Genomic DNA, 25,447 nt, shown 5'->3' on the forward strand with positions numbered 1-25,447 from the left:
GGAATTCCGTCAGGAATTCCCGCCGTTTTCGTACCCACAACGCCCTGTCAGGCGGCTTGGCTGAGCTCCTCGTCGCACTTGCGCGTCACGACGAGCACCGGGCAGGCGGAGTGGTGCAGCACCGCCTGGCTGGTGGAGCCGAGCAGCAGGCCGCGGAAGCCGCCGCGGCCCCGGGAGCCGACGACGACGAGGTCGGCTCCGGTGGAGAACTCCGTGAGGAGCTCTGCGCCGGTGCCGTCGAGCACGTGCCGCTTGATCGTGACGCCCGGGTTGGCGGCCTCGGCGCGGTCGACCATGACGTCCAGGCCGGCCTTCACGTCGGCGAGCACGGTCTCGTGGTCGATCTGCGACGGGAGCCACGCCAGGATGCCCGCACCCCCGCCGAGGGGGACACCGGCGACCGCCACGAGCTCCGCGTCCCAGGCCTTCGCCTGCGCGACGGCGTGCTTCAGCGCGACCTCGGCCGAGGGCGAGCCGTCGACCCCCACCACGATGCGCCGGACCTCGCGCACGACGTCGCCGTCGCGACGTTCGGTCACCTCCGTCCCGCCGTCGGAGCCCCGGTACGGCACGACGACGGTCGGGCAGTGGGCGTGCGCGGGCAGCGCCGACGAGACGGTGCCGAGGAGCCGCTCCGTGAAGCCGCCCTTGCCGCGCGTGCCCACCACGGCGAGCGCGTGCTCTCGGGACATCTCGACGAGCACCCCCGCCGCGTCGCCCGTCGCGACCGTGCCCTGCACGGGCACCCCGGCGGCGGCCACGCGTTCCTCCGCCTCGGCCAGGACCGCCTTGGCTCCCTCCTGGATCGCGGTGTCGTCCAGCGCTGCGTACCCGCCGTCGAGCGACGCCGCGGTGAACGACGGCAGCGAGTAGGAACAGACCACGTGCAGCCCCCACCCCACGCGCCGCGCATACGCGGCGGCCCAGTCGAGAGCGTGCAGGCTCGCTGCAGACCCGTCGACACCTACCAGGACGACCTCAGGCCGTGTCATCTTGCGCCTCCTGTCCGCTGGCGAGGAGCCCGCCCTCGTCGTCGAGGGCGTCTGGTTCAAGAGTAGCGAAAGGCAGCCGCAAGGCACAGCAAAGCGCCCCGGTACCGAGGTACCGGGGCGCCGCTGCGGTGCGTCAGGCCTGGACGCGCAGGAACACCGGGCTGGACTGCCAGATGTCGCGGATGCGCGTGTCCCAGCCGTCGGGACGCGAGGCGTCGATCTGCTGACCGCCGCCGATGTAGATCGCGATGTGACCCGGGGACCAGATGAGGTCGCCCGGCTGCGCCTCGGACGCGGAGACGACCGAGACGTTCGACGCGTAGCGGATGGCGCTGGACTGGTGCGGAAGGCTGACACCGACCTGCGCGTACACGTAGCTGACGAGACCCGAGCAGTCGAACCCGGACGGCGTCGAACCGCCCACGACGTACGGGGTGCCGATGTAGCGGTGCGCGATCGAGACGACCTGGGCGCCGACCGAGGAGCTCGACGGCGCCACGGCCTCGGTCGGGACCTCCGTGCGCTCCGTGCTGCGCGAGACGGTCTCCGTGCGGGTCTCGACGACGGGCGCCGGCTCCGGCTCGGGCTCGGGCTCGGGGGCCGGGGTGATCTTCGCGGACGAGATGGCCTTCTTGCTGAGCGTCTCGACGTCGACCTTCGCCTTGGCCTGGACGGTGACGACCGGCGCCGCCTCCAGGGCCTCGCGCGCCTGGTCGCTCAGGGCGCCGAGGTCGACCGTGCTGAGCTTCTTCGAGGCGTCGTGGTCGACCGGGGCCGCCTGCGCGGCACCCGCGCTGGCGAAGGTCGAGACGAGCAGGCCGCCGGCGGCGGCGACGACGGCGGCGCGGCGACCCGTGGTCGTCGAGCTGACGCTCTGGACCAAGCCACCGAGCGGACGGCGCGCGGCACGGTGCCGGGCGCGCGTGGTGCGTGCGTTCACGTGTTCCCTCTCCTGTCGCCTACGAGGTCAGCTGTCGGGTTCGGGTGGGAGAAACACCCGGCCGCGTGGACAAGGTCCGTGCGACTTCACCCCAAGGACACCGTGATCCGATGCCCGAAATTGGGTCCCCCGCCCCTGCCAGGAGGTTGCGGTACTCGACCGGCGGCAGGGCTCGGCGTTCCGGTCGAGAATCGGCGGACGACCGCCGACTGGGTGACACCGTAGCGGACCGGGACGGCAATGTCACGTTTCGATCACAGGGCCTCGGAGCGGGGTCCGGAGACCCGCGTCGGCCCAGGTCGAACCGGTTCCCCGAGACATGACGACGCCCCGTCACGCGAGGCGTGACGGGGCGTCGTCGTGACGTGTCGGACGGACTCAGCCGACGCGGATGAAGGTGGGGTTCGACTGCCAGATCGCGCGGTACTTCACGACGTCGCCCGGCTTCGGGGCGTCGATCTGCATGCCGTCGCCGGCGTAGATCGCGACGTGGCCCGGCGTCCAGATGAGGTCGCCCGGCTGCGCGGCCGAGGCGGAGACGACGGTGCCCGCGTAGCGCTGCGCGGAGGAGGTGCGCGGGAGGTTGATGCCGACCTGGGCGTAGACGTACTGGGTCAGGCCCGAGCAGTCGAAGCCGGACGGGCTGCTGCCGCCCGAGACGTACGGGACGCCCAGGTAGCGCATCGCGATGGAGACCACGGCCGAACCGTTGGCCGACGCCGGGGCGGCGGTCTCGACGGCCGTGCGCTCCTCGGAGCGGGAGACGGTGTCGGTCGAGCGGGCGGAGTCGTCCGTCGTGGTCGCGACCTGCTCGACGACGGGCTCGGGCTCCGGCTCGGGCGCCGGCGTGATCTCGGCGCCGGCCGCGATCTTCGCGGTGACCTTCTCGACGTCGACCTTCGCCTTGGCGTCGACGGTGACGACCGGCGCGGCCTCGAGGGCCTGGCGTGCCTGGTCGGTCAGGGCACCGAGGTCGACGGTGCTGAGCTTCTGGGCGGCGTCCGTGTCGACCGGGGCGGCCTGCGCGGCACCCGCGCTGGCGAAGGTCGAGACCAGGAGGCCACCGGCGGCGGCGACCACGGCCGCGCGGCGACCGGCGGCACCGGTCGGGGCGATGGCGATCGGACGACGGGCGGCGCGGTGCCGGCCGTTGCTCGTGCGTGCGGTCACGTGTCTACCTCTCCTGTCGCCTGCGAGGTCAGCTGTCGGGTTCGGGTGGGAGAAACACCCGGCCGTCCGCGCCCGTCACCAGGCCCGTCCGGCTTCACCCCAAGGACGTCGTCACCGACGCCCGAAGTGGGTCCCCCGCTCCTGCCGTGCGGATGTCCGTGGAGCTCGCCCGGTGGCAGGATTCGGCGTCCGGTCGAGCGCTCCCCGGATGAGCACCGGCGAGCGACCCCGACCGTACCGGAAGACCCCGGGCGATGTCACGCTGCGGTCACGATCTGGCGCACCGGCCGCGCACGGACGTCCCTGTGCTGGTCAGCGGCTCGCGACGAAGAGGTGGCGCGCCAGCTCCTCCGGCAGGTCCAGCACGACGCCGGACCCCTCGACCTCGACCGTGACCTCGTCGCCGGACGCCCGGGCCGTGATCTGCGCCCCGGGCACGATCCCCGACTCGGCGAGCCGTGCCAGCAGCTCGATGTCCACCTGGAGCGGCTCGGCGATGCGCTGGAGGACCAGCTCCTTGTCCCCGCCGTCGCCACCACCGGCCAGCCGCGCCGCGGCGAGCACGGTGGGCAGCGACTGCACGCCCTCGAGGAACGGGACGTCCTGGTACTGCTCGCCGAGCTCCGACAGCCCCGGGATCGGGTTGCCGTACGGGTCGGCGTGCGGGTGGTCGAGCAGGGTGACGAGCCGCTTCTCCACGAGGTCGCTCATCACGTGCTCCCAGCGGCACGCCTCGGTGTGCACGTGCTCCCAGTCGAGCTTGATCACGTCGGTGAGCAGCCGTTCCGCGAGGCGGTGCTTGCGCATCACGCGGGTCGCCTTGGCCTGCCCGGCGTCGGTGAGCTCGAGGTGCCGGTCGCCCGTCACGACGACGAGCCCGTCCCGTTCCATCCGCGCGACCGTCTGCGACACGGTGGGGCCGGAGTGCCCCAGGCGCTCCGCGATCCGGGCGCGGAGCGGCGGGATGCCCTCCTCACCGAGCTCGTAGATCGTCTTGAGGTACATCTCCGTCGTGTCGATCAGGTCGGTCACGTCCACTCCCGTCTTTCGGCGCGGCCTAGTCTATTCGCACGCGTGGACGCAGGCGGGGTCGCGCGGCGCCGTCGCGCGCACCCCCGGCGCCATCCTGCCCTGCCCCACCGACGACCGCTCCCCTGCCCGGAACCGGAGACACCATGCCCGCCGCGCCGACCGTGCCGACCGTGCCGAACCAGCCGACCCTCGTCATCCCGCCCTCGCTCCTGCCGGGCGACGGACGGTTCGGCTCCGGCCCGTCCAAGGTCCGCGCCGCGCAGGTCGCCGCCCTGGCCGCGGCCGGCGACCCGGCCGCCCCCGTGCTGGGGACGTCGCACCGGCAGGCCCCCGTCAAGGACCTGGTGCGCCGTGTGCGACAGGGCCTCGGGGAGCTGTTCACACTCCCGGACGGGTACGAGGTGGCGCTGGGCAACGGCGGCTCCTCCGCCTTCTGGGACGTCGCCGCCGCGTGCCTCGTCGAGCGGCGCGCGCAGCACGCCGTCTTCGGCGAGTTCGGCGGCAAGTTCGCCTCGGCCACGACACGGGCGCCCTTCCTGGCCGACCCCGACGTCGTGCAGGCCGAGCCCGGCACGGTGGCCCACCTGCGACGGTCGGACGGCGTGGACGTCTACGCGACCCCGCACAACGAGACGTCGACGGGCGCGATGGCGCCGGTGCGCCAGGTGCAGGACGCGCGGGCCGACGGCGCGCTGCTGCTGGTGGACGCGACCTCGGGCGCGGGTGCGCTGCCGGTCGACGTCGCCGACACCGACGTCTACTACTTCGGCCCGCAGAAGGTGTTCGCGGCGGACGGCGGCCTCTGGCTGGCCGTCTGCTCCCCCGCCGCCGTCGAGCGGGCCGAGCGGGTCGAGGCGACGGCCGGGACCGGCACGGGCCGCTGGGTGCCAGAGTTCCTCTCCCTGACGACCGCCCTCGCGAACTCGCGCCTGGACCAGACCCTCAACACGCCTGCCGTCGCCACCCTCGTGCTCCTGGCGGACCAGGTCGAGTGGCTCCTCGAGCAGGGCGGTCTCGCCTGGTCGAGCGCGCGCTGCGCCGAGTCGGCCGGCGTCCTGTACGACTGGGCGGGCGCGCGCGAGTGGGCGTCGCCGTTCGTGGCCGACCCGGCCGAGCGTTCGACCGTCGTCGCCACGATCGACCTGGACGGCGCGATCGACGCGACGGCCGTCGTGCGCACGCTCCGCGAGAACGGTGTCGTCGACGTGTTCCCCTACCGCAAGCTCGGCCGCAACCAGCTGCGCGTGGGCGTCTTCCCCGCCGTCGAGCCGGACGACGTGCGCGCCCTCACGGCGTGCGTCGACCACGTGGTGGAGCACCTGGGCTGACCCGCCCGGGCTCCCGGCGACCCGCACCGGCCCGCCCGAGGTCCCTCCCGAGGAGGGCAGCATCGTCCCAGGTCAGGCGGCACGTTTCACCCATCAGATCACGGGCTGATAACGTGCCGCCTCGTCCTGTTCGGGCGAGGATGCCGGGAGGCCCCACATGCCGGAGATGCACCATTTCACCTACGGGATCGTCACCCCGGTGCTCGCGTACGTCGCGTCCTGCCTGGGCGCAGCCACGGGCCTGTCGGCCACGTCCCGCGCCCGGGCGGCGACCGACGCCAAGTCGCGCGCCGTCTGGCTCCTCGTCGGCTCCCTCGCCATCGGCGGCACGGGCGTCTGGGTGATGCACTTCATCGCCATGCTCGGCTTCACCGTGACGGACATGCCGATCAACTACGACGTGCCGCAGACGATCCTCAGCGCCCTCGTCGCCGTGGTCGTCGTCGCGATCGGGCTGTTCATCGTCGGCTTCGCCGGCGACCGCCCCCTGTGGCTGGTCTCCGGCGGCATCGTCGCGGGGCTCGGCGTCGCCGCGATGCACTACATGGGCATCGCCGCCATGCGCATGACGGGCCACAAGGAGTTCTCGCTGCCGGTGGTCGGGCTGTCCGTCCTCATCGCGATCGTCGCAGCCACCGCCGCCCTGTGGCTGGCGGTCAACGTGCGCGGCAGGAGCGCGACCCTCGGGGCCGCGCTCATCATGGGCGTCGCCGTCAGCGGCATGCACTACACGGGCATGGCCGCACTGACCATCACGGGGACGCCGGGCGTCCCCACGAGCGGCACGACCGCCGTCGACCTGCTCGGGCCGCTCATCCTCGGGATCGCGGCCCTGACCGTCGCGCTCGTCTTCGTCGTCCTCATGTGGCCCACGGAGGAGGAGATGCGCGACCAGCAGGAGTTCGAGGCCCGCCTGCGCCGCCGCGACCAGGCCGCCGCCGACCGGGCCACCCGGCACGCCACGCGACGGGACACGCTCCCGCGCTGACCGCGCCACCGACCGCGCCACCCACCAGGCAGCCGACCGCGCGGCACGCGGTCAGGCCGTGGTCGGGAGCCGCTCGGCGTCCGCCCGGCTGAGCTCGCGACGCACGCCGTCGCGGGTCGTGGCCCCCTGCAGCGCCTCGCGGTCGAGGTAGACCACCTCGAGGTGCGGGCGGGTGCGCACGCGGTAGCGGACGCGCAGGTGCCACCGGCGCACGGCCCACACCGTCGCGCCCGACGCCACCAGGAAGGTCGCGATCGAGCCGACGAGGATGGACCAGCGGGGACCCCACGCCTCGCCGATCCACCCGACGAGCGGCGACCCGATCGGCGTCGCGCCCTGGAAGATCATCACGTAGAGCGCGATGACGCGTCCGCGCATGGCGGGGTCGGTGGAGACCTGCAGCGCGCTGTTCGCCGCCGTCATCATCGTGAGCGACGCGAGCCCCACGGGGATGCACGCCACGACGAACGACGCGTAGGTCGGCATGAGCCCGAGCACCGCGGTCGAGAGCGCGAACGCGAACGCCGACCCGATGACGAGCCGCACGCGCGGGCGGTCCCGCCGTGCGGCGAGCAGCGCCCCCGCGAGCGAGCCGATCGCCAGCACCGAGCCGAGGATGCCGTACTCCCCCGCGCCTCGGCCGAACTCGACGCGCGCCATGAGCGCCGACGTCAGCTGGAAGTTCAGGCCGAACGTCGAGACGACGAACATCACGACCATGATCACCACGATGTCGGAGCGTCGGCGCACGTACGCCACGCCCTCGCGGATCTGGCCCTTGGCCCGGCGGGGTGCGGGCTGCGGGCGCAGCTCCCGGACGCGCATCAGCGCGAGCGCCGCGATCGTGGCGCCGAAGGTGACACCGTTGATGAGGAAGACCCAGCCGGCGCCGACGGCCGCGATGAGCAGGCCGGCCACGCCCGGGCCGATCAGCCGGGCGGCGTTGAACGACGCGCTGTTCAGCCCGACGGCGTTGGGCAGCTTGTCGGCGGGCACCATGTCGGCGACGAAGGTCTGGCGCGCAGGGTTGTCCAGCGCGGACACGACGCCGAGCAGGAGGGCGAACACGTAGACGTGCCACAGCTCGGCCCGGCCGGACAGCACGAGCACGCCGAGGCCGAGGGCGAGCACGCCCATGCCTCCCTGGGTGGCCATGAGGAGGCGTCGGCGCGGCAGCCGGTCGGCGAGCACGCCGGCCCACGGGGACAGCAGGAGGAACGGGAGGAACTGGAGCGCCGTGGTGAGGCCGACCGCGATCCCGGAGTTGTCGCTGAGGTCGGTGAGGACGATCCAGTCCTGCGCGATGCGCTGCATCCACGTGCCGACGTTGGCGACGAGGGCGGCGGCGAACCAGATGCGGTAGTTCGTGTACTTGAGGGACGAGAAGGTGGCACTCATCAGGCAGGCCCCCCGACGGTCGCGTCGCTCGCGGGGGCCACGGATCTCCTTACTCCTGGGTCGGGTAGTCGACCTGGGCAACAGGGTATCGAATCGTTCTATTCCCTGCTCGGCGGTGACTCGCGCCACGCATCCTGCGCCCCGCACCCTTCCCGGGTCGCGGCCGGCTACCGGACGGTGGCGGGAAGGATGTCGAGGTCGTCGGCGTGCTGGTCCACGTACGCCGCCGCCCGGTCCCTCGCGACGGCCTTCATCAGCGGGTCGAACCGCTCGCGGTCGAGCACGACGATCGACTGGCCGTTCGCGCTGCGCCCGGTGCCCGAGCTCGGCGCGGTGAGGAAGGTGACGTCGTGGGTGCTCAGCCCCCGGGCGCTCAGGAAGAGCTCGCGCATGCGGTCGACGGTGAAGCCGTCGTCCGCCGCGACCGACCTGCTCACCGTGGTCAGGAACGACGTCATCGTGCCGACGTCGTTCCGGTGGTTGTTGACCTTCGCGAGGATGGCGCGCATCCAGTTCTGCTGGCGCTGCACGCGCCCGAGGTCGCCGTTCACGAGGCCGTGCCGCTGGCGGGTGTACGCGAGCGCCTCCTCGCCGGTCATGGTGTGGACGCCCTCGGTGAAGAACACCTGGTCCCCGTCGCCGATGTCCTCCGGCACGCGGATGCGCACGCCGCCGAGGGCGTCGGTCATCGCGGTGAACGAGTCGAAGTCCGTGACCAGGAAGTGGTCGACCGGCACGCCGGTGAGGTCCTGCACGGTCTGGATCAGCAACGAGGGGCCGCCGTAGGAGAACGCCGCGTTGATCTTGGCCTCGCCGTGCCCGGGGACCTCCACCCACGAGTCGCGCGGGACGGAGATCACCTGCGCGCTCTCCCGGTCGGCGGGCAGGTGCACCAGCATGATCGCGTCGGTGCGCTGCGCGCCCTCCTCCCACCGTTCCGGGTCGCCGGCGGAGATGCGGCTGTCCGAGCCGAGCACGAGAAGGTTGACGGCCTCGGTCTGCGCCGCCGCGTCCTCGCGGTCGGGACCGTCCCCGATCGCCGCGAACGGGTCGCCCAGCCGCTCGATGTTGGCGTCGAGCCGGTGCTGGAACCACCAGGCCGCCCCGAGGCTGCCGGCGGCCAGGAGCAGCACCAGCGCCCCGAGGACGGCGAGCGCGCGTCGGGTGCCGCGGGCCCCGGCGCGCCCGTGACGACGCGAGGAGGGGTCCGTCGAGGCGGGCGGGGGGTCGACGGGCGCTCTGCTCACAGTGGGGGATCCTAGGATCCGGGCGAACGACCGTGGGTGCCGTTTTGTGCCGGTTCCGGCCGAGGCGCCCGCCCCGTGCACCGCATGGCCCGCGGTGCGACGGCGACACGAGGAGGCAGGACGATGCGCGGCACCACGGCGACGCCGTCGCAGCGCCCCCGGATGCTGCTCGTCACGCACCACTACCCGCCCGAGCACGGTGCGCCGCAACGCCGCTGGGACACCCTGACGCCGCGGCTCCTCGCCGCCGGGGTCGACGTCGCCGTCCTCGCCCCGCCCCCGCACCACCCGACCGGGCGGCTGCAGGACGACCAGAACGCATACCGGCCCGGCGCGGTCTCCCGCGGTCGGCACGGCGAGCTGGTGGTCCGCACCAGGTTCCGGCCCCACGGCGCCGACCTGGTCTCCCGCACCCTCGACCAGACGGTGGCGGCGGCGAGCGCCGTCGCGCTCGGGGTGCGGCACCTGCGGCGACCCGCCGAGCGGCCCGACGTCGTGGTCGGCACGGTGCCCGGCATCCCGTCGATGGTCGCGGCGTGGCTGCTGGCCCGGCTGTTCCGCGCCCGGCTCGTCATCGAGATGCGCGACGCCTGGCCCGACCTCATCGAGCCCAGCGGCGTCCTGGACACCCACCGACCCCTGCCCGCCCGGCTGCTGGCGGGCGTGCGCGCCCTCGTGCACCGCGCGGTGACACGCCTGCAGGCCCGCGCCGACGCCGTCGTCACGACGACCGAGGCGTTCTCCGAGGTCCTCCGCGAACGGGGTGTGCCCCGCGTGGCCGTGGTGCGCAACGGCACCTCCTTCCGGCCGCTGACCGCGGACGACGTGCCCGTCCACGGCGACGCGAGCCTGCCGCCGGACCGCCCGCTGCGTGCCGTCTACGCCGGCACCGTGGGTCGTGCCCAGGACCTGCAGTCGGTGGTGCGGGCCGCCGCGCGGGTCGCGCGGCGCGGGCTCCCGCTCGACGTGCGGATCCTCGGCACCGGGGCGCGCCTGCCGTTCCTGGCGGAGCTCGCGGCCGAGATCGACGCACCGGTGACCTTCGTCGGCGCGGTGCCACCGGACGACGTGCGCCGCTACTACGCCTGGGCGGACACCGTCGTCGTGTCGTTGCGCGACTGGAAGCCGCTGGAGTGGACCGTCCCGTCCAAGCTGTACGAGGTGATGGCCTCCGGCGCGTACGCGACGGCGTGCGTCGCGGGCGAGGCGGCGGCGCTGGTGCGGCGGTCCGGCGCGGGGACGGTCGTGGCGCCCGGTGACGTGGACGGGCTCACCGCCCTGTGGTCGGGCTGGGCGGCGACCGGCCAGGTGCCCGGCGCGGACCCGGGCGCCGCGCGGTGGGTGGCGCGCAACGCCGACGACGACGCGCTCGCCCAGCGGTACGTGGAGCTGCTGCGCGAGCTCACCCCCACGACGGCGGGCACCCGTTGAGCCGGCTGCGCGCGCTGGCCCGCGACGCCCGGCTGGCCGCGTCGTTCGTCGGTGGCGCGCTGGCCACCGACCCGGCGTGGCTGGTGCTGCAGGCCGCACGCCGCACGTCCCCGCGCGTGAGCGCCGTCGTCGTGCCCTGGGTGGAACGCGTCCTGGGCGACGGGACCTCGGGCGAGGCGGGGCGGCTGCGTGCCGCGTGGCAGGCCGGGGACGTCGCCGCCGTGCGCGGGGCCGCCCCGTCCACGCGTGCGGGGCGTCGGGTGCGGGCGGCGCTCCTCGGTCAGGTCGCGCTGCTGGAGGCGGTCACCCCGCCGCGACCTGCTCGCGGCCCCGAGCCCACGCCCGTCGCGCCGGTGCGGCCGTCCGCGCCCCCGGCCGTGCACCACCACCTCACCAACTCGCTGCCGCACACGCAGAGCGGGTACACGCTGCGCACCCACGCCGTCCTCACGGCGCAGCGTGCCGCAGGACACCACGTCACCGCGACCACACGGGCGGGCTACCCGCTGACGGTCGGCGCCCTGGGCGCGCGCGGCACGGACGTCGTGGACGGCGTCCGGTACGGCCGTCTGGTGCCCCGCACGCTGCCCTCGGACCACGGGCGACGGGCGCGCGACGGCGTCGAGCTGCTGGTGCGTGCGCTCGAGACCGCGCAGCCCGCCGTCGTGCACGCGACGACGCCCTGGACGACCGGCGAGGCCGCGCGCGCTGCCGCGGCACGCCTCGGCCTGCCCTGGGTGTACGAGGTGCGCGGCCTGCCCGAGGAGACCTGGGCCGCGTCGCACCCCACGCCCGAGGCGCGCGAGCGAGCCGCCTCCTCGGAGCGGTTCGCGCTGCTGCGCGCCAAGGAGACGGAGCTGGCGCTCGCCGCCGACCAGGTCGTCACCCTGTCCGCCACGATGCGCGACGAGCTCGTGGCCCGCGGCGTCCCCGCGGCGCGCGTCACCGTGGTGCCGAACGCCGTGGACGCCGCCCTGCTCGGCCCCGCGCCCGCGTCGGCGCAGGCCCGCGCCGTGCTCGGGCTCCGGACCGCGCCGTTCGTCGTCGGGGCCGTGACCAGCGTCGTGGGCTACGAGGGCCTGGACACCGTGCTGCGCACCGTCGCGCTGCTGCGCTCGCGCGGCGTCGACGTGGCGGCGCTCGTCGTGGGCGACGGCGTCGACCGGCCGCGGCTGCTACGCCTCGCCGCCGAGCTCGGGCTGGGCGAGCACGCCCTGCTGCCGGGCCGCGTGCCCCGCGACGTCGCCCGCACCTACCTCGCCGCGCTCGACGTCGTCCTCGTGCCCCGGCGTCCCGACCGCGTCACCCGCGTCGTGACCCCGCTCAAGCCGGTCGAGGCGATGGCGCTCGGCCGGCCCGTCGTCGCCAGCGACCTGCCCGCCCTCGCGGAGGTGCTCTCGCCGCTCGAGCCGGCGGGACCCGGCGGCGGTTCCCCCGCGGGCGTCCTCGTCGACCCGGGCGACGTGGCCGCGTGGGGGGACGCCGTCGGCCGGGTGCTGACCGACGACACGCACCGTGCCGCCCTCGTCGACGCGGGGCGGCAGGTCGCCGCCGGGCGGACGTGGGAGCGGGTCGTGCGCCGGTATGCCGACGTCTACGCCGCCCTCGCGGTCGCCCGCGGCTGAGCGGGGCCCGACGGCGCGGAGCGTCAGCGGCGCCCCAGGGCGCGGTACTGCCAGCCCGCCTCCGTCCAGGCGGTGCGGCTCAGCGCGTTGCGCCCGTCGAGCACGGTGCGCTGCGCGACGAGCGTGCCCACCCGCTCCGGGTCGAGGTCGCGGTACTGCTTCCACTCGGTGAGGACGAGCAGCGCGTCGGCGCCGGCGAGGGCCGCCTCCAGGTCCCGCTCGTAGCGCAGGCCGGGCTGCTTGGCGCGGGCGTTGTCGATGGCCTGCGGGTCGTGCACGGTGACGACCGCGCCCAGCTCGGCCAGGCGGGCCGCGACGTCGAGGGCGGGCGAGTCGCGCACGTCGTCGCTGTCCGGCTTGAAGGCGGCGCCCAGCACCGTGACCTCGGCACTCTCGACCATCCCGCCGAGGACCTCCACGGCGAGGTCGACCATGCGCGCCCGCCGCCGGGTGTTGATCGCGTCCACCTCGCCGAGGAACGCCACGGCGTCGCCCGCGCCGAGCTCGTCGGCGCGGGCCCGGAAGGCCCGGATGTCCTTGGGCAGGCAGCCCCCGCCGAAGCCGAGACCGGCGTTGAGGAAGCGACGTCCGATGCGGGCGTCGTACCCGATCGCGTCGGCGAGCCGCGCCACGTCACCGCCCGCGACCTCGCACAGCTCGGCCATCGCGTTGATGAACGAGATCTTCGTGGCGAGGAACGAGTTGGCCGCGACCTTGACCAGCTCGGCCGTCGGGTAGTCGGTGACGATGCGCGGCACACCGTCGGCCAGCAGCGCGGCGTAGACGTCGTCCAGCGCGGCCGCCGCGCGCTCCCCGGCCGCGCCGTCGGCGACGCCGTAGACGAGCCGGTCGGGGCGCAGCGTGTCCTGCACGGCGAACCCCTCGCGGAGGAACTCCGGGTTCCACGCGAGCACGGCGTCCGGTCGTGCGGCCGCCACCTGGTCCGCGAGGCGCTGCGCCGTCCCCACCGGGACGGTGGACTTCCCGACGACGACGGCACCGGGCGCGAGGTGCGCCAGCAGGTCGGTGAAGGCGCCGTCGACGGCGGTGAGGTCGGCCGCCGGGCCGTCGCGGCGCTGCGGCGTCCCGACGCACACGAAGTGCACGTGCGCACCCGCCGCGTCGGCCAGGTCCGCGGACACGGTGAGCCGGCCCGTCTCCGTGACCTCGGTCAGCAGGTCGTCGAGCCCGGGCTCGAAGAACGGAGCCTTGCCCGCGGCGAGCGCGTCCACCCGGTCGACGTCGACGTCGACACCCACGACCTCGTGCCCCAGCTTCGCCATGCTCGCGGCGTGAACGGCACCCAAGTACCCCAGTCCGACAACCGATATTTTCATATTCCATCCTCTCTTTCAGAGCGACAGATGCCAACGCGTCATAGTGCTCTTATGCACCCTAGGATGCGGGGCGATGGCGCACGAGGCTGAATATTCGAAGGGCGCGACGCGCGCCGATGACCTGGACGAAGAAAGCTCCGCACCGCTCAGGTCCACCGTGGAGGTCGTGTCGACGGAACGACTCTTCCCGGTCGGTGCTCGACCACCCGTGGCGGCGTACGTCGCAGAGCTCTGGGACCGGCGGCACTTTCTGTGGGCAGAGGCACGGGCGAAGGTCGCCAGCGGCACCCGAGAGACCCTGCTCGGGCAGGCGTGGCTGATCGTCAACCCCATTCTCAACGGGCTCGCTTTCTATGTGATCTTCGGGGTGGTGCTCGAAGCCCGGGCCGGCATCGAGAACTTCGTCGGGTACCTCATCATCGGCGTCTTCCTCTTCCAGTTCACGACGACGTGCGTCACCGGTGCGGCACGTTCCGTCGCCGGCGGGCGCAACCTCGTCCGTGCCTTCAGCTTTCCGCGCGCGGCACTCCCCGTCTCGGTGGTCCTGAGGGGCGTCCTCACCCTGGTCCCGACCCTCGCGGCCATGTTCCTCCTGCTGCTGGTGCTGCCCGAGGCCGAGGACTGGTCCCCGGCGGCCGCGCTGTTCCCCGCGGTCCTGGTGCTCCAGGTCGTCTTCGTGACCGGCCTGTCGCTGCTCCTGGCCCGCGTCGCCGCGGCCCTGCCCGACCTCAACCAGCTCATCGGCGTCCTCATGCGGTTCTGGCTCTACGGGTCCGCCGTGTTCTTCTCGATCGACCGGTTCGAGAGCTACCCGCAGGTCGTCGGGGTCATGCAGGCCAACCCCATGTTCCTGGTGATCGACGCGGCACGCGACACCCTCCTGTACGGCGTCGTCCCGGGGCTGTCGACCTGGCTCGGGCTGGGCGCCTGGGCCGTCGGGACCCTCGTCGTCGGCTTTCTCGTGTTCTGGCAGGCGGAGGACTCCTATGGCCGTGTCTGACCGCACCGTGTCTGACCGCACCGTGCCGGCCCGCCCCCTCTCCGGTCCTGCCGTGTCCGGGCGCGGCGGCACCGCTCTCGCTCCGGCCACGGTCGCCGTGCAGGACGTCAGCGTCTCCTACCGGGTGCCGTCCACGGACGTCGCCGAGCGCGCACGCCGCGCCCGTCCGGTCGTCCGGGCCGCGCGCGCCGTGCTGGGCAACGAGCCCCAGGTGCGGGTACGCGCCCTGTCGGGCGTCTCGCTCGTGGCCCGGTCGGGCGAGCAGGTCGGCCTGGTCGGGGAGAACGGCTCCGGCAAGAGCACGCTGCTGCGCCTCATCGCGGGGCTGGAGAGCCCCGGCAAGGGTCGTGTCCTCGCCACGAGCACCCCGCTCCTCATCGGCGTGAGCGCCGCCCTCGTGCCCGACCTGTCCGGCGAGGAGAACATCCGCCTCGGCTGCCTCGCCATGGGGCTCACGCCCGCGCAGGCCGAGGCCGCCGTCCCCGAGGTCACGGAGCTCGCCGGCCTGGGCAGGTCGATCTACCTGCCGATGCGGTCGTACTCCTCCGGCATGGGCGCCCGGCTGCGCTTCGCGATCGCCACGGCGGCCGACCCGCACATCCTGCTCATCGACGAAGCGCTCGCGACCGGCGACGCGGCCTTCAAGGAACGGAGCGAGGCACGGATGCAACGGCTGCGCGACGGCGCCGGGACCGTGTTCCTGGTGTCCCACGCGGCCCAGACCATCGAGGAGACCTGCACACGGGCCCTCTGGCTGCATCACGGCCGGCTGGTGGCCGACGGCCCCGCGCAGGACGTGGCGCTGCGCTACCGCAGGTGGGCCTGGGCGAAGGCGAAGGACCGCCCTGAGGAGGCGAACAAGATCCTCGAGACCTCGTTCCAGGAACACACACAGACCATCGTCCGGGTGGACGAAGGAGGGCCGGCCCGTCGATCTCGGCCGGTCCCGTGGAGCCGCTGACGACGTCCCGTCGTCGCAGCGAGAGAAAGGCGTGAGAGTGGCAAGCACCAGGCCCCGCATCATGACGGTCTACGGCACCCGCCCGGAAGCCATCAAGGTGGCCCCCGTCATCAAGGCCCTCGAGGCCAGCGACGAGCTCGACTCCGTCACCGTGGTCACCGGCCAGCACCGCGAGATGCTGGACCAGGTCAACGAGATCTTCGAGATCACGCCCGACCACGACCTCGACATCTTCGAGCACGGCGCGTCCCTGTCGCAGATCGCGGCCCGCGTGCTCGAGCGCCTCGACCCGGTGCTGGCGGCGGAGCAGCCCGCGGCCGTCGTCGTCCAGGGCGACACCTCGACCTCGACGGCCGCCGCGCTCGCCGCGTTCCACCGCGGCATCCCGGTGGCGCACGTCGAGGCGGGGCTCCGCTCCGGAAACATCCTGTCGCCGTTCCCCGAGGAGGCGAACCGCAGGATCACCTCGCAGGTCGCCGCACTGCACCTCGCGCCCACCGCGACCAGCAAGGCCAACCTGCGCCACGAGTCGGTGCCGGGCGACGCCATCCTCGTCACCGGCAACACCGTCATCGATGCGCTGCTCATGACGGTGGACAAGAAGACGCCGTTCAGCGACCCCGCGCTGGAGGACCTCGCGGACTCCGGCAGCCGCATCCTCCTCGTCACCACGCACCGCCGGGAGAACTGGGGCGGCGCGATGGAAGGCGTGGGGCGGGCGCTGGCGCGCCTTGCGACGGCGTTCCCCGACGTCCACGTGGTGCTGCCCGCCCACCGCAACCCCGTGGTCCGTGACGCCGTGCTGCCGCAGCTCGAGGGGCTCGACAACGTCACCGTGACCGAACCCCTCGCCTACGGCGAGTTCACGCGCATGCTGGCGCTGTCCAGCGTGGTCCTCACGGACTCCGGCGGGGTCCAGGAGGAGGCGCCCAGCCTCGGCAAGCCCGTGCTCGTGATGCGGGAGAACACCGAGCGCCCCGAGGCCGTGGAGGCGGGCACCGTCAAGCTCATCGGCACCGACGAGCAGCGCATCGTCGACGAGGTCAGCACGCTCCTGCGCGACCAGGACGCCTACGAGGCGATGGCCCGCGCGGCCAACCCGTACGGCGACGGGTCGAGCGCCGCACGTTCGGTCGAGGCCATCCAGCACCTCCTCCACGGGGGTCCTCGGCCCACGGACTGGCAGGGCGACGCGCCACGATGAGCAGGCATCGCGTCTTCGTCTACGGGTCGTGCGTCTCCCGGGACACGTTCGAGCACCTCGACCCCGACCGGTTCGAGCTGGTCCAGTACGTCGCGCGGCAGTCCGCCCTCAGCGCCTACACCCGCCCGGTCACCCTGGTCGACCCCCCTCGGCTCGACTCCCCCTTCCAGCAGCGGATGGTCTCGGGGGACTTCGCGTCCAGCCTGCAGACGCTGGTCCCCGAGGCGGCGCACCAGACCGACGTCGTGCTGGTCGACCTCGTCGACGAGCGCCTCGGCGCGTACGTGCTCCCCGACGGCTCCGTGGTCACCCGCTCCACCGAGCTCGTCGGCTCGGGAGCGGAGCACCACCTCCCGGCCGGCTCCCAGCACCTGCCGTTCGGCAGCGAGCAGCACTACCAGTACTGGGTGCAGGGCATCGCCGCGGTCGGGGCGCTCGTCCGCCAGCACATGCCGCACGCTGCGGTGCTGCTCCTCGACGTGCCCTGGGCCGAGCGGTCCGAGGCCGGGGCGGCCACCCCGAGCAGCTACGGCACGGAAGCGCGGGAGGCGAACGCGCTGTTCGGCCGCTACGCGGCCGCGGCCGCGCAGGCGCTGGACGCGACGCGGGTCGCGCTCGACCCGGAGGACGTGGTGTCGAGCCCGGAGCACCCGTGGGGCGACGCGCCGTTCCACTACGCCGCAGGCGTCTACCGCAGGCTCGCCGACCTCGTCGTCGGTGCGATCGGCACGCGCCAGGTGCTCTCCTCGGAGCGGGACCGCCGGTCCCCGGCGACGGGGAGGCTGGCCGACGGCCCGAACTTCCTGATCCTCGGCGCCCACCGCTCCGGCACGGCGTGGTTGCAGGAGCGCCTGAACGACCATGACGACGTGTTCGTCGCGCCGTCGACCGCGGCCACGGTCCTCACCAGCGCCGAGAAGATCGCCGACCCGGCCGAACGTCGTGCCTACGCCAGGGTCTTCGACGGCGCGGCGGAAGCCCGCCTGCGCGGGCAGCGTTCGCACCTCTTCTTCTGGCCGGTGGCCGACGGCCCCTTCGGCCGAGGCCGGGACGACAGCGCGGTGATCGCCCGGGACCACCTGCCGGAGGACACCCGGTACCTGCTCTCCTTGCGTGACCCCGTCTCGCGCGCCATCTCTGCCTACTGGCAGTCGGTCGCGATGGGCGCCGTCCCGCCGACCACGAGCCTCTTCGCGGCGGGGAGCCTGCGCGGGATCCTCGGCGTCGGCTTCTACCGGCAGCTCCACCGGCACTGGGCCACGACCGTCGGGGAGGACCGCATCTCGGTGCTGCTCTACGACGACCTCGCATCCGACCCGGCGACCTACCTCGACGCGGCCTTCGACGCGCTCGGCCTGCCGGCGGCGGGGCGTCCGGCGCTCGACGCCGCCTCGTCCTCGCCGGTCAACCGGAACACCAGCGCGCGCCTGATGCGCAGCGCCGCACCCTTCTCGCCCGCCGAGCTGCAGATCCTGGTCGAGCTCTACCGACCGGACATCGAGTACGTCGAGTCCTTGACTGGACGCGACCTGTCCTCGTGGCGGGACGTCGACCACCTCGCCGAGATCAACCGCTGACCTCGGCCTGGAACCCTGCCGATCCCAGGAGCCTGCGCTCCGCGGACTCCCACAGCGAACCCAGCCGCTCCGACTCTCCCGGGGACATGAGCTTCCGGTTGCCGTAGTAGAACGTGCCCGGGTAGAGCGTGATCTCGCCCAGGTAGACCCCGCCCGTCGCGAGCAGGAGATCGATGCGCGCGAACGGCGACGGGACCGCGACGGAGATCCGGCGCGCCACCGACAGGAGCTCCTCCGCGCGCTCGGGGACGACGGCGTCGACGATCTCCTCCATGTGCGCCACCCCGGCGTGCACCCCGTACTTGGACCGCACGTCGCGCAGCGGCGAGAAGTCGGAGCCGAAGTACATGGCCCGGGTCACCTCGTGCATGTGGTCCTCTTTGAGGATCAGGCCGATCTCGCCTTGGAACGCGTAGAACCTGACGTCCTGGGGAGGGATCTCACCGTCGGGCGACACCAGCAGCTCTTCCACCAGGAACTCGGCCGTGTCGTGCGCCTTCGTGAAGTGGTCCGCGACCTTCTTCTGGACGTCGACGACGTCCTCGGGCGCGAGGCCTGCGCCGGTCGTCAGGTCGACGAACCCGTCGGCCGCCCGCTCCAGGAGCAGCACCCCCATGCTCGTCGACCCGAACACCGGCTTGAGGACGAACCGGGTGGGCAGGGACGACAGGTCGTCCGGCAGGCCCACGCCGGTGCGTCGCTCGACGATCGTCGCGGAGCGCACCCCGATCAGCGTCGCGAGCTCCCGTCCCACCAGCTTGTCCCCGAGCCGGCCCGGGACGCCGCGCTCCTTGCCCTCGATGCGACGCCTCATCCGTGCCAGGTAGTCCATGGTTCTCCTTCCTCAGACGTGGACGGGGTCGGAGCCGCTCCCACAGACCCGCCGCACCGCCGCCACCAGCTCGGTGATGCTGCCCACCGGGACGAGCTCGCCCCCGCAGATGTCGTGCTCGCCCAGCGGACCCACCTCGTAGCCCACCGTGGGGAGCCCGCACGCGGCAGACTCCACGAGCGCATAGCCGAAGGACTCGGCGAGCGACGTCGAGATGAACGCGCCCCCGTGCCGCGCCGCCCATCGATAGAGGTTGGCCATCTCGGCCTGGGAGAAGTTCGAGTGGAACCGGAGGCGGTCGAGCACACCGAGGTCACCAGCGATCCCGAGGTAGCGCTCGATCCGGTCCGGGCCGTCCTCCAGGCTGAGGACCACCTCCCCCGTGAACTCCTCGGGAAGCTGCGCCAGCATCCGGGCGAAGTCGTTCGGGTTCTTGCCCTTGTCCAGCCGGCCCACCCAGACCAGGGGGCGGGACGCGGACCGGAGCGGACGCTCCGCGACCGTCCGGCCGCGCTGGAAGGTCGACAGGTCCACGAGGTTCGGGACGACCTCGATCGTGGCGTCCACCCCCGCGGACTGCATGGCGCTCCGCACCAGCCCGGCCGCGAAGTTGCTGGGGACCCGCACCCGCTCCGGGAAGGTGAGCGCCAGCTCCCCGACCTCGCGGGAGATCGTCGGCAGGTCCGACGTGTGGAACTCGTAGACGAGCGCCTCGCGGAGGTCGGTCGCCGCGATCGCCTCCGCCATCTTGGGCATCGACGTCACCGAGATCTCGTTCACGTCGTACAGCCCCGCGCCGTAGAGCACCGAGTTGATCAGGCGGCCCTTCTCGATGACGCGGACGTCCACGTGCGGGATGTTCGCGAACGACGGACGGCCGCCGGAGTCCTTCGAGAAGTAGAGCAGGTGGCGGGTCTCCGGCTCCGCCAGCGCGCGGTTGCGGAGCACCGTCGCCATGCCCCCGAGCGAGCAGTTCGTGTAGACGGAGATCGTCACGGACGCGTCAGAACCCGACATGCTGCCTCATCTCCTCTGCCCTGGCAGACCACCGCACCGATGCCAGGTAGCGCTCCATGCTCTGGACGTCCGCCTTGTCGACCTGGTGCGCCAGGGCGACCCGCAGCGTCTCCGCGAGCTCGTCGCTCCGCCGGTAGACGAAGGTGAGCGGAGACTCCGTGACCGACCCCATCTCCACGGACACGACCCGCAGGCCGAACGCCAGGTACTCGTAGAGCTTGTTCGGGTCGACGGCCGTGGTGAGGGGCGACGGACGGAACGGGATCATGCCCACCGTCCAGCCCGCGGCGATGGCGCGGCACTCGTCGTGCGTCCTCGGTCCCAGCGCGGCGACGTTCTCCGGCAGCCGCAGGCCGTCGGGGATGCCGTGCCCCACGATCTCGAACCGCACGTCGGGCATGGCGACCGCCGCGTCGACGACGCTCTCCCAGTCGAACCAGCTCGGCGTGAGATGGCCGATGTACCCGACGACCACCGGGTCCCGCGGTCTCCCCGTGACGGAGTCCAGCGTCCGCAGGTGGGCGGTCGACCGGAGCAGGTCGTCCGTCACCCCGTTGGGCACGACGATCGCGTCGGTCCTGCCGGAGATGGCGTTCATCTTCTCGGCGAGGCGAGGGCTGACGGTCACGACGTCGTCCGCGGCGCGGGCGACCCGCGACTCGAGCATCGGCCGGAACCACTTCGAGTACCCGACCCGGTTGAACTCCTCCATCTCGTCGCGCACCTCGTACACGGTGCGCCACCGGCGCGCCTTCGCGGTGTCGATGGCGAGCACCGTCCGCACGTCGGGGTAGGACGAACAGATGAAGACCGTGCTCGGGCCCGTGCGGTGGGCCAGCGCCGTGAAGAGGGCCGAGAGCTGCTTGCCCTCGACCTGGAGGATGCGGGGGTCCGGCTGCTCGGGGTAGTCGCCGAGACTTCCGAACGGCATGAAGATCACGTGATGGCCCGCCGCCGCGTACTCGCGGGCGAGCCGGTTGGGGCGCAGGGACAGCGTCTCGTGACCGACGGGCGGCGCGGTGGAGTAGATGATGACGACGGTGTCGTCGACCGCCAGGCCCGAGAGCGCGTCCTCCAGGCTGTGGTCCGTGGCGGACGACGGCGCCCGCCTGACCTCGAGCTCCGTGACGTGGTTCGCCACCCCCTTGCGCCACTGGTGGCCGCGGATGGTGATCATGCGGGCCCGGGGCGGCGCCTGGAGCGACACCTCCAGCGTGGCCAGCGGCTGCTCGCCGTCCGGGAGGTAGATGTACGGTCCGAACCTGGGGTTGACGGGAAGGTCCCCCGCGGGCGCCACGACCTCGCGGTGCTCGTCGCGGAACTCGATGGTGAAGAGTGCCGCACGGTCCACGTCGTGGTCCCGGAAGGCGCCGATCCGCAGGTCGACCTGGTCGCCGGGACCCACCAGGTAGTGGGCCAGGACGTCGGCCACGGGGGTCATGCCGGCTCCTGGCGAGGATGCCGCCCCGGTCTCGTCCGTCGCGTCCGTCTGCGCCGTCGTGCCGGGTCGTGCGCCCGCCGCGTGCCGGCGCAGCGGAGCACGGCGGTCGCTGCTCCTGGAGATCAACGGGAGACTCCCCGGGTGTCGATGACCGTGCCGTCCACGGCTGCCCCGCCGGCAGCGCTCGCCTTGAACTGCTGGTGGTCCACCAGGACCACGACGACGTCGGCGGCCGCCGTCGCGTCCGCGTACTCGACCATCCCCACGTTGTGGCGCTGGGCGAGGTCGCCCGGCAGCGCGTCGATGTGGGGCTCGACGACCAGCACGTCCGCCTGCGGCAGGCGGTCCGCGAGATCGGTGACGATGCGGCGCGCGGGCGACTCGCGCAGGTCGTCGATGTCCGCCTTGAACGCGAGGCCGAGGGCCGCGATCGTCGGCGACTCGATCCCCTCGGTGGCCGCGACGACCTGGTCGACGACCCACTGCGGCTTGCTGTCGTTGACGTGGCGTGCGGTGCGGATGAGCCGGGCCTGCTCGGGGTCGGCGTCGACGATGAACCACGGGTCGACGGCGATGCAGTGGCCGCCGACCCCGGGGCCCGGCTCCAGGATGTTGACGCGCGGGTGGTGGTTCGCGAGGCGGATGAGCTCCCACACGTCGATGTCGAGCTTGTCGGCGATGAGGGACAGCTCGTTCGCGAACGCGATGTTCACGTCGCGGAAGGCGTTCTCGACCAGCTTGGCCATCTCCGCGGTCACCGCGTCCGTGAGCAGGATCTCGCCCCGGCAGAAGACGGCGTAGAGGTCCTTGGCGCGCTGGCCGGCCTCGGGCGTCAGACCCCCGACGATGCGGTCGTTGGTGACCAGCTCGATCATCACGCGGCCGGGCAGCACGCGCTCCGGACAGTGCGCCACGTGGATCGTCGGGCGTCCCTGGGAGCCGTCGAGGCTGAGGTCGGGGCGGGCCTCGAGCACCCAGTCCGCCATCTTCCGGGTCGCGCCGGGGGGCGACGTCGACTCGAGGATGAGGAGCTCGCCGCCCCGGAGCACGGGAGCCACGGCCCTGGCCGCCGCCTCGACGTACGACAGGTCGGGCTCGTAGTCGCCCTGGAAGGGTGTCGGGACGGCGACGATGAAGGCGTCCGCGGGCTCGGGGGTGTCCGCGGCCCGCAGGTTTCCTCGTCGCACGGCCGCGGCGACGTAGGTGGCGAGGTCAGGTTCGACGAACGGGACGTCACCGCGGTTGATCGCCTCGACGGTGGACTCCTTGACGTCCACGCCGATCACCTTGATCTCCTGGGACGCCAGGATCGCGGCCGTCGGGAGGCCGATATAGCCCAGACCGATCACGCCGACCGTGTTGATCTCCATAGCTCTTTCCTCGTCATACGAAGACGTGCCGGTCGGCGCGCCCGTAGCAGATCACGTCGCTCGCCGCGAGCAGCTCGGAATCGGCCACGGTCCACGTGTGCCCGCCCATGGCGGACCGCACCTGGATAAAGTTGAACCTGTCCGCGGAATAGATCCGCACACCGGCCTCGACGGCCTGGCGCAAGAACTCGGTGTCCTCACCCCGAGCCAATTCTCCGAACCGCACGGCGGCCATTACCTCTCGACGCGCGACGATCGTAGGACCCATCACCCGGTCAGAATGCCGGTGTTGCAGATCCTGCAAGCGCAGCAATGTCACGTCACGTTCTTGGAGATAGAGGTAGTGCGCCTGCTTGCCCACCACCTCGGCACCGCTGTACGACATCGCGTACAGCTGGTCGGAGAGGTAGTGCGGGCCGTACAGGTCGTCGTCGTCCATCTTGGCGACGACGTCCCCGTCCGCGGCGTCCACCAGCCGGTTCAGGCAGGTGCCCAACGGCACGCCCGCGTCGGCGTGCAGGAGCACGAGGTCCTCGACGCCGGCCCGCGCCGCCCGCGCGCGCACGTCGGCCTCGTCCACCTCGAAGCCGTGCGTGAGCAGGGCGAGCTGCACCTGGACCTCGGCCTGCGCGCCCACGGTGCGCAGCACGTCGTCGAGACGGTGCGGCCGGTTCGTGGACACGAGCGCCGTGACCGACGGTCGCGGCACCGTCGCCGAGTCCCCCAGCCCGACGTCGTGCAGCACCCGCTGCACCCGTGCGCCGTAGGTGTGCTCGCGCCAGATGCGCCGCTGCCCGAGGTGCACCGCGCGGTCCCGCAGCTCCCGTGAGCGCACCAGGGCACGGACGGTGTCCGCGGCCTCGGCCCGGGTGGTGACGGTGAAGACCTCGTCCGGGGCGAAGAGCTCGCCGGCCGCGGCGCCGGGTGCCGTGACGACCGGGGTGCCGCACGCGGTGAGCTCGAAGACCCGGCGCGGGCACATGCTCGGCGAGCCCACCACCGAGCTCACGTTGAGGAACACCTTGTAGTCGCGGTACGCCGTGAGCATCTGCGGGTAGTCGAGCGAGCCGACGACGCGCGACGCGTACGGCTCCGGGAACTCGTACCGGTCGTCCTGCCCGCGGAACCGCGAGAAGATCTCGAGCCCGGTCGTGAGGCGCGGCGATGCGTCCAGCGCGCCGCCCAGCAGCATCTCCGCCTGCGCCCGGCGCTCCGGGTACTTGTGCGCGAACCACGTGCCCGCGAACGCGACGTCGCGCCGCGGCCCGGCGCCGTGCGTCCGGACCGGGTTGTGGATCGCCGGCTGCGCGGCGAACTCGAGCACCCCGACGCGGTCGTGCCCCAGCCGCTCGCGGTACGCGCCGACGCGGCCGACGTCGGTCGTGTAGACGTGGTCGAACAGAGCGGCCGTGGGGAGGAAGTCCTCGAAGTGGGCCGGGTCCTCCTTGTTCCAGAAGACCGTGGGGACGCCGCGCTCCCGGGCGGCGTCGAGCAGCTCGACGACCGCGGGCCGTGGCGCGGACGGGCCGGTGAGGTGGTACCGCCACGCGCCGCCGTTCCCGTGCCAGGCGGACTCCACGAACACCAGGTCCAGGCCGTCGAGCTGCGCGCGCCAGGACGCGGGGTCGAGCAGCACCTGCTCCCACTCGTACCCGAGCGCCAGACGCGAGAACTCGTCGAGGACGACGCCCACCCGCAGCGGCCGCCCCGGTCCGCGACGGGGCAGCGGCCAGGGGTCGTACGTCAGGCCGTCCGGGCTCGGGCGGGCCGCGGCGGACGTCCGGTCGCCGCCGGCGCGCCGTCGGCGCAGGTACCGGCGCAGCTGCGCCGGTCCCCCGCGCCGCAGGTGCCACGCGGCCGTCCGCACGGCCGCCAGCGACCACCGGGGGGCGCGAGCGGGCATGCGGGCCGTCCTCGTTCGGGGTCACCGCACGACGACCTGGCGAGGTCTGCGCGGAGGCCGAGCGGTCGCTCCGACCTCGGCGCCGGCACTCTAACCACAGGCCCGCCACCCCGCCGGGGGCGTTTTTTCCGCGATGACGGGCTCGCCCGGTTTACGCCGCCATCATCGGGGGGCTCCGCGCGGCCGCGTCAGCGGGACGTCATCCGTCCGCGCGCGACAGCCCCGCCTTGATCTGCGTCGTCGAGATCTCCGGCGTGCGCGACAGGTAGACGACCTCGCACTGCTCCTTGAGGAAGTCGAACTTGCCCTCCCAGTCGTCACCGATGACGAAGGTGTCGACGTGGTACTTCTCGACGTCGGTCGTCTTCTGCTCCCAGGTGTCCTCGGGGATGACGAGGTCCACGTAGCGGATCGCCTCGAGCATGCGCCGACGCTCCTCGTACGTGAAGTACGACTTCTTGCCCTTGCCGGCGTTGAACTCGTCGGAGGACAGCGCCACGATCAGGTAGTCGCCCTGCGCCTTCGCGCGCCGCAGCAGCTCGATGTGCCCGTAGTGGAGCAGGTCGTAGGTCCCGTAGGTGATGACTCTCTTCATGAACTCGTCCTTGGTCGTAGCGGCGATGCGGGGCGTCCGGGTCTGCCAGGAGCGTAGTC

At 72.9% G+C, this 25,447-nt stretch carries 21 protein-coding genes and 2 riboswitches; of the genes, 8 read left to right on the forward strand and 13 right to left on the reverse strand.

All coding sequences use genetic code 11. From position 1 onward, the window contains the following. Positions 1-47: 47 nt before the first annotated feature. From ACWGKI_RS11900 to ACWGKI_RS11915, 4 genes are all read right to left on the reverse strand, one after another. On the reverse strand, positions 48-992 hold the full coding sequence (locus ACWGKI_RS11900; RefSeq protein WP_380243220.1) for a universal stress protein: 945 nt from the start codon (positions 990-992) through the stop codon (positions 48-50). Between the two features lie 133 nt (positions 993-1,125). Continuing rightward, positions 1,126-1,932 carry a C40 family peptidase gene (locus ACWGKI_RS11905; RefSeq protein ID WP_380243221.1) on the reverse strand — a complete coding sequence of 269 codons (807 nt, stop codon included), beginning with the start codon at positions 1,930-1,932 and terminating at the stop codon, positions 1,126-1,128. Then, positions 1,933-2,093, reverse strand: a riboswitch (cyclic di-AMP (ydaO/yuaA leader). Between the two features lie 217 nt (positions 2,094-2,310). Further along, complete coding sequence (locus ACWGKI_RS11910) at positions 2,311-3,102, reverse strand: C40 family peptidase (RefSeq protein ID WP_380243222.1); 792 nt, start codon at positions 3,100-3,102, stop codon at positions 2,311-2,313. 3 nt (positions 3,103-3,105) lie between these two features. After that, positions 3,106-3,300, reverse strand: a riboswitch (cyclic di-AMP (ydaO/yuaA leader). A gap of 114 nt (positions 3,301-3,414) precedes the next feature. After that, entirely contained in the window at positions 3,415-4,134 is a 720-nt protein-coding gene (locus tag ACWGKI_RS11915; protein WP_380243223.1) for a metal-dependent transcriptional regulator, read from the reverse strand. A gap of 143 nt (positions 4,135-4,277) precedes the next feature. Between ACWGKI_RS11915 and serC the strand changes: the two genes are divergently transcribed. Both serC and ACWGKI_RS11925 read left to right on the forward strand, forming a co-directional pair. Beyond that, on the forward strand, positions 4,278-5,462 hold the full coding sequence (serC, locus tag ACWGKI_RS11920; RefSeq protein WP_452187185.1) for a phosphoserine transaminase: 1,185 nt from the start codon (positions 4,278-4,280) through the stop codon (positions 5,460-5,462). A 157-nt stretch (positions 5,463-5,619) separates the two neighbouring features. Continuing rightward, on the forward strand, positions 5,620-6,450 hold the full coding sequence (locus tag ACWGKI_RS11925; protein WP_380243225.1) for an MHYT domain-containing protein: 831 nt from the start codon (positions 5,620-5,622) through the stop codon (positions 6,448-6,450). Between the two features lie 51 nt (positions 6,451-6,501). On the opposite strand, the gene ACWGKI_RS11930 is transcribed toward ACWGKI_RS11925, so the two are convergent. Together ACWGKI_RS11930 and ACWGKI_RS11935 are read right to left on the reverse strand one after the other, a co-directional pair. Continuing rightward, a complete protein-coding gene (locus tag ACWGKI_RS11930; RefSeq protein ID WP_452187187.1) occupies positions 6,502-7,848 on the reverse strand; it encodes an MFS transporter in 1,347 nt (448 codons plus the stop codon). 167 nt (positions 7,849-8,015) lie between these two features. Beyond that, a complete protein-coding gene (locus tag ACWGKI_RS11935; RefSeq protein ID WP_452187189.1) occupies positions 8,016-9,095 on the reverse strand; it encodes an LCP family protein in 1,080 nt (359 codons plus the stop codon). Between the two features lie 123 nt (positions 9,096-9,218). Here ACWGKI_RS11935 and ACWGKI_RS11940 point away from each other — a divergent pair, with 123 nt between their 5' ends. Together ACWGKI_RS11940 and ACWGKI_RS11945 are read left to right on the forward strand one after the other, a co-directional pair. After that, positions 9,219-10,526 (forward strand): glycosyltransferase family 4 protein, encoded by a 1,308-nt coding sequence (locus ACWGKI_RS11940; RefSeq protein WP_452187191.1) that lies wholly within the window; start codon positions 9,219-9,221, stop codon positions 10,524-10,526. Continuing rightward, positions 10,523-12,151, forward strand: coding sequence for a glycosyltransferase family 4 protein (locus ACWGKI_RS11945; RefSeq protein ID WP_452187192.1), 1,629 nt, complete (start codon positions 10,523-10,525; stop codon positions 12,149-12,151). The genes ACWGKI_RS11940 and ACWGKI_RS11945 overlap by 4 nt, the downstream gene beginning before the upstream one ends. 23 nt (positions 12,152-12,174) lie before the next feature. Here ACWGKI_RS11945 and ACWGKI_RS11950 read toward each other — a convergent pair whose 3' ends face one another. After that, positions 12,175-13,488, reverse strand: a complete 1,314-nt coding sequence (locus ACWGKI_RS11950) for a UDP-glucose dehydrogenase family protein (protein ID WP_452187194.1) — start codon at positions 13,486-13,488, stop codon at positions 12,175-12,177. 166 nt (positions 13,489-13,654) lie between these two features. Between ACWGKI_RS11950 and ACWGKI_RS11955 the strand changes: the two genes are divergently transcribed. The 4 genes from ACWGKI_RS11955 (at position 13,655) to ACWGKI_RS11970 (ending at position 18,230) form a co-directional block, all read left to right on the forward strand. Beyond that, the gene (locus ACWGKI_RS11955; RefSeq protein WP_380243231.1) at positions 13,655-14,488 is read left to right on the forward strand and encodes an ABC transporter permease; all 834 of its coding nucleotides are present in this window, start codon (positions 13,655-13,657) and stop codon (positions 14,486-14,488) included. Beyond that, a complete protein-coding gene (locus ACWGKI_RS11960; RefSeq protein ID WP_452187197.1) occupies positions 14,475-15,449 on the forward strand; it encodes an ABC transporter ATP-binding protein in 975 nt (324 codons plus the stop codon). Before ACWGKI_RS11955 ends, ACWGKI_RS11960 begins: the two co-directional genes overlap by 14 nt. Positions 15,450-15,510: 61 nt before the next feature. Continuing rightward, on the forward strand, positions 15,511-16,653 hold the full coding sequence (wecB, locus tag ACWGKI_RS11965; RefSeq protein ID WP_452187231.1) for a non-hydrolyzing UDP-N-acetylglucosamine 2-epimerase: 1,143 nt from the start codon (positions 15,511-15,513) through the stop codon (positions 16,651-16,653). Next, on the forward strand, positions 16,650-18,230 hold the full coding sequence (locus ACWGKI_RS11970) for a DUF6270 domain-containing protein (protein ID WP_452187199.1): 1,581 nt from the start codon (positions 16,650-16,652) through the stop codon (positions 18,228-18,230). The genes wecB and ACWGKI_RS11970 overlap by 4 nt, the downstream gene beginning before the upstream one ends. Here the strand turns inward: ACWGKI_RS11970 and ACWGKI_RS11975 are convergent. The 6 genes from ACWGKI_RS11975 to tagD all read right to left on the reverse strand — a co-directional run bounded on the left by ACWGKI_RS11975 (position 18,220) and on the right by tagD (position 25,388). Further along, complete coding sequence (locus ACWGKI_RS11975) at positions 18,220-19,062, reverse strand: ATP-grasp fold amidoligase family protein (RefSeq protein WP_452187201.1); 843 nt, start codon at positions 19,060-19,062, stop codon at positions 18,220-18,222. The two genes, ACWGKI_RS11970 and ACWGKI_RS11975, sit on opposite strands and share 11 nt — an antisense overlap. Positions 19,063-19,074: 12 nt before the next feature. Then, entirely contained in the window at positions 19,075-20,079 is a 1,005-nt protein-coding gene (locus ACWGKI_RS11980) for a glycosyltransferase family 4 protein (RefSeq protein ID WP_452187203.1), read from the reverse strand. Beyond that, positions 20,066-21,520: a glycosyltransferase gene (locus tag ACWGKI_RS11985; protein WP_452187205.1), complete on the reverse strand. Its 1,455-nt coding sequence runs from the start codon at positions 21,518-21,520 to the stop codon at positions 20,066-20,068. The genes ACWGKI_RS11980 and ACWGKI_RS11985 overlap by 14 nt, the downstream gene beginning before the upstream one ends. Before the next feature lie 122 nt (positions 21,521-21,642). Next, on the reverse strand, positions 21,643-22,890 hold the full coding sequence (wecC, locus tag ACWGKI_RS11990; protein WP_452187207.1) for a UDP-N-acetyl-D-mannosamine dehydrogenase: 1,248 nt from the start codon (positions 22,888-22,890) through the stop codon (positions 21,643-21,645). A gap of 13 nt (positions 22,891-22,903) precedes the next feature. Next, positions 22,904-24,793, reverse strand: a complete 1,890-nt coding sequence (locus ACWGKI_RS11995; protein WP_452187209.1) for a glycosyltransferase family protein — start codon at positions 24,791-24,793, stop codon at positions 22,904-22,906. A 199-nt stretch (positions 24,794-24,992) separates the two neighbouring features. Beyond that, positions 24,993-25,388, reverse strand: coding sequence for a glycerol-3-phosphate cytidylyltransferase (gene tagD, locus ACWGKI_RS12000; protein ID WP_380243978.1), 396 nt, complete (start codon positions 25,386-25,388; stop codon positions 24,993-24,995). Between the last annotated feature and the right edge of the window lie 59 nt (positions 25,389-25,447).

Source organism: Isoptericola sp. NPDC055881 (assembly GCF_053615895.1).

What these genes read in the sequence shown, in the direction of transcription:
- ACWGKI_RS11900 (WP_380243220.1), bottom strand. Translation starts at nt 992, where the DNA reads ATGACACGGCCTGAGGTCGTCCTGGTAGGTGTCGACGGGTCTGCAGCG.
- serC (WP_452187185.1), top strand. Translation starts at nt 4,278, where the DNA reads ATGCCCGCCGCGCCGACCGTGCCGACCGTGCCGAACCAGCCGACCCTC.
- ACWGKI_RS11925 (WP_380243225.1), top strand. Translation starts at nt 5,620, where the DNA reads ATGCCGGAGATGCACCATTTCACCTACGGGATCGTCACCCCGGTGCTC.
- ACWGKI_RS11930 (WP_452187187.1), bottom strand. Translation starts at nt 7,848, where the DNA reads ATGAGTGCCACCTTCTCGTCCCTCAAGTACACGAACTACCGCATCTGG.
- ACWGKI_RS11940 (WP_452187191.1), top strand. Translation starts at nt 9,219, where the DNA reads ATGCGCGGCACCACGGCGACGCCGTCGCAGCGCCCCCGGATGCTGCTC.
- ACWGKI_RS11950 (WP_452187194.1), bottom strand. Translation starts at nt 13,488, where the DNA reads ATGAAAATATCGGTTGTCGGACTGGGGTACTTGGGTGCCGTTCACGCC.
- ACWGKI_RS11960 (WP_452187197.1), top strand. Translation starts at nt 14,475, where the DNA reads ATGGCCGTGTCTGACCGCACCGTGTCTGACCGCACCGTGCCGGCCCGC.
- wecB (WP_452187231.1), top strand. Translation starts at nt 15,511, where the DNA reads ATGACGGTCTACGGCACCCGCCCGGAAGCCATCAAGGTGGCCCCCGTC.
- ACWGKI_RS11970 (WP_452187199.1), top strand. Translation starts at nt 16,650, where the DNA reads ATGAGCAGGCATCGCGTCTTCGTCTACGGGTCGTGCGTCTCCCGGGAC.
- ACWGKI_RS11975 (WP_452187201.1), bottom strand. Translation starts at nt 19,062, where the DNA reads ATGGACTACCTGGCACGGATGAGGCGTCGCATCGAGGGCAAGGAGCGC.
- ACWGKI_RS11980 (WP_452187203.1), bottom strand. Translation starts at nt 20,079, where the DNA reads ATGTCGGGTTCTGACGCGTCCGTGACGATCTCCGTCTACACGAACTGC.
- ACWGKI_RS11985 (WP_452187205.1), bottom strand. Translation starts at nt 21,520, where the DNA reads ATGACCCCCGTGGCCGACGTCCTGGCCCACTACCTGGTGGGTCCCGGC.
- wecC (WP_452187207.1), bottom strand. Translation starts at nt 22,890, where the DNA reads ATGGAGATCAACACGGTCGGCGTGATCGGTCTGGGCTATATCGGCCTC.
- ACWGKI_RS11995 (WP_452187209.1), bottom strand. Translation starts at nt 24,793, where the DNA reads ATGCCCGCTCGCGCCCCCCGGTGGTCGCTGGCGGCCGTGCGGACGGCC.
- tagD (WP_380243978.1), bottom strand. Translation starts at nt 25,388, where the DNA reads ATGAAGAGAGTCATCACCTACGGGACCTACGACCTGCTCCACTACGGG.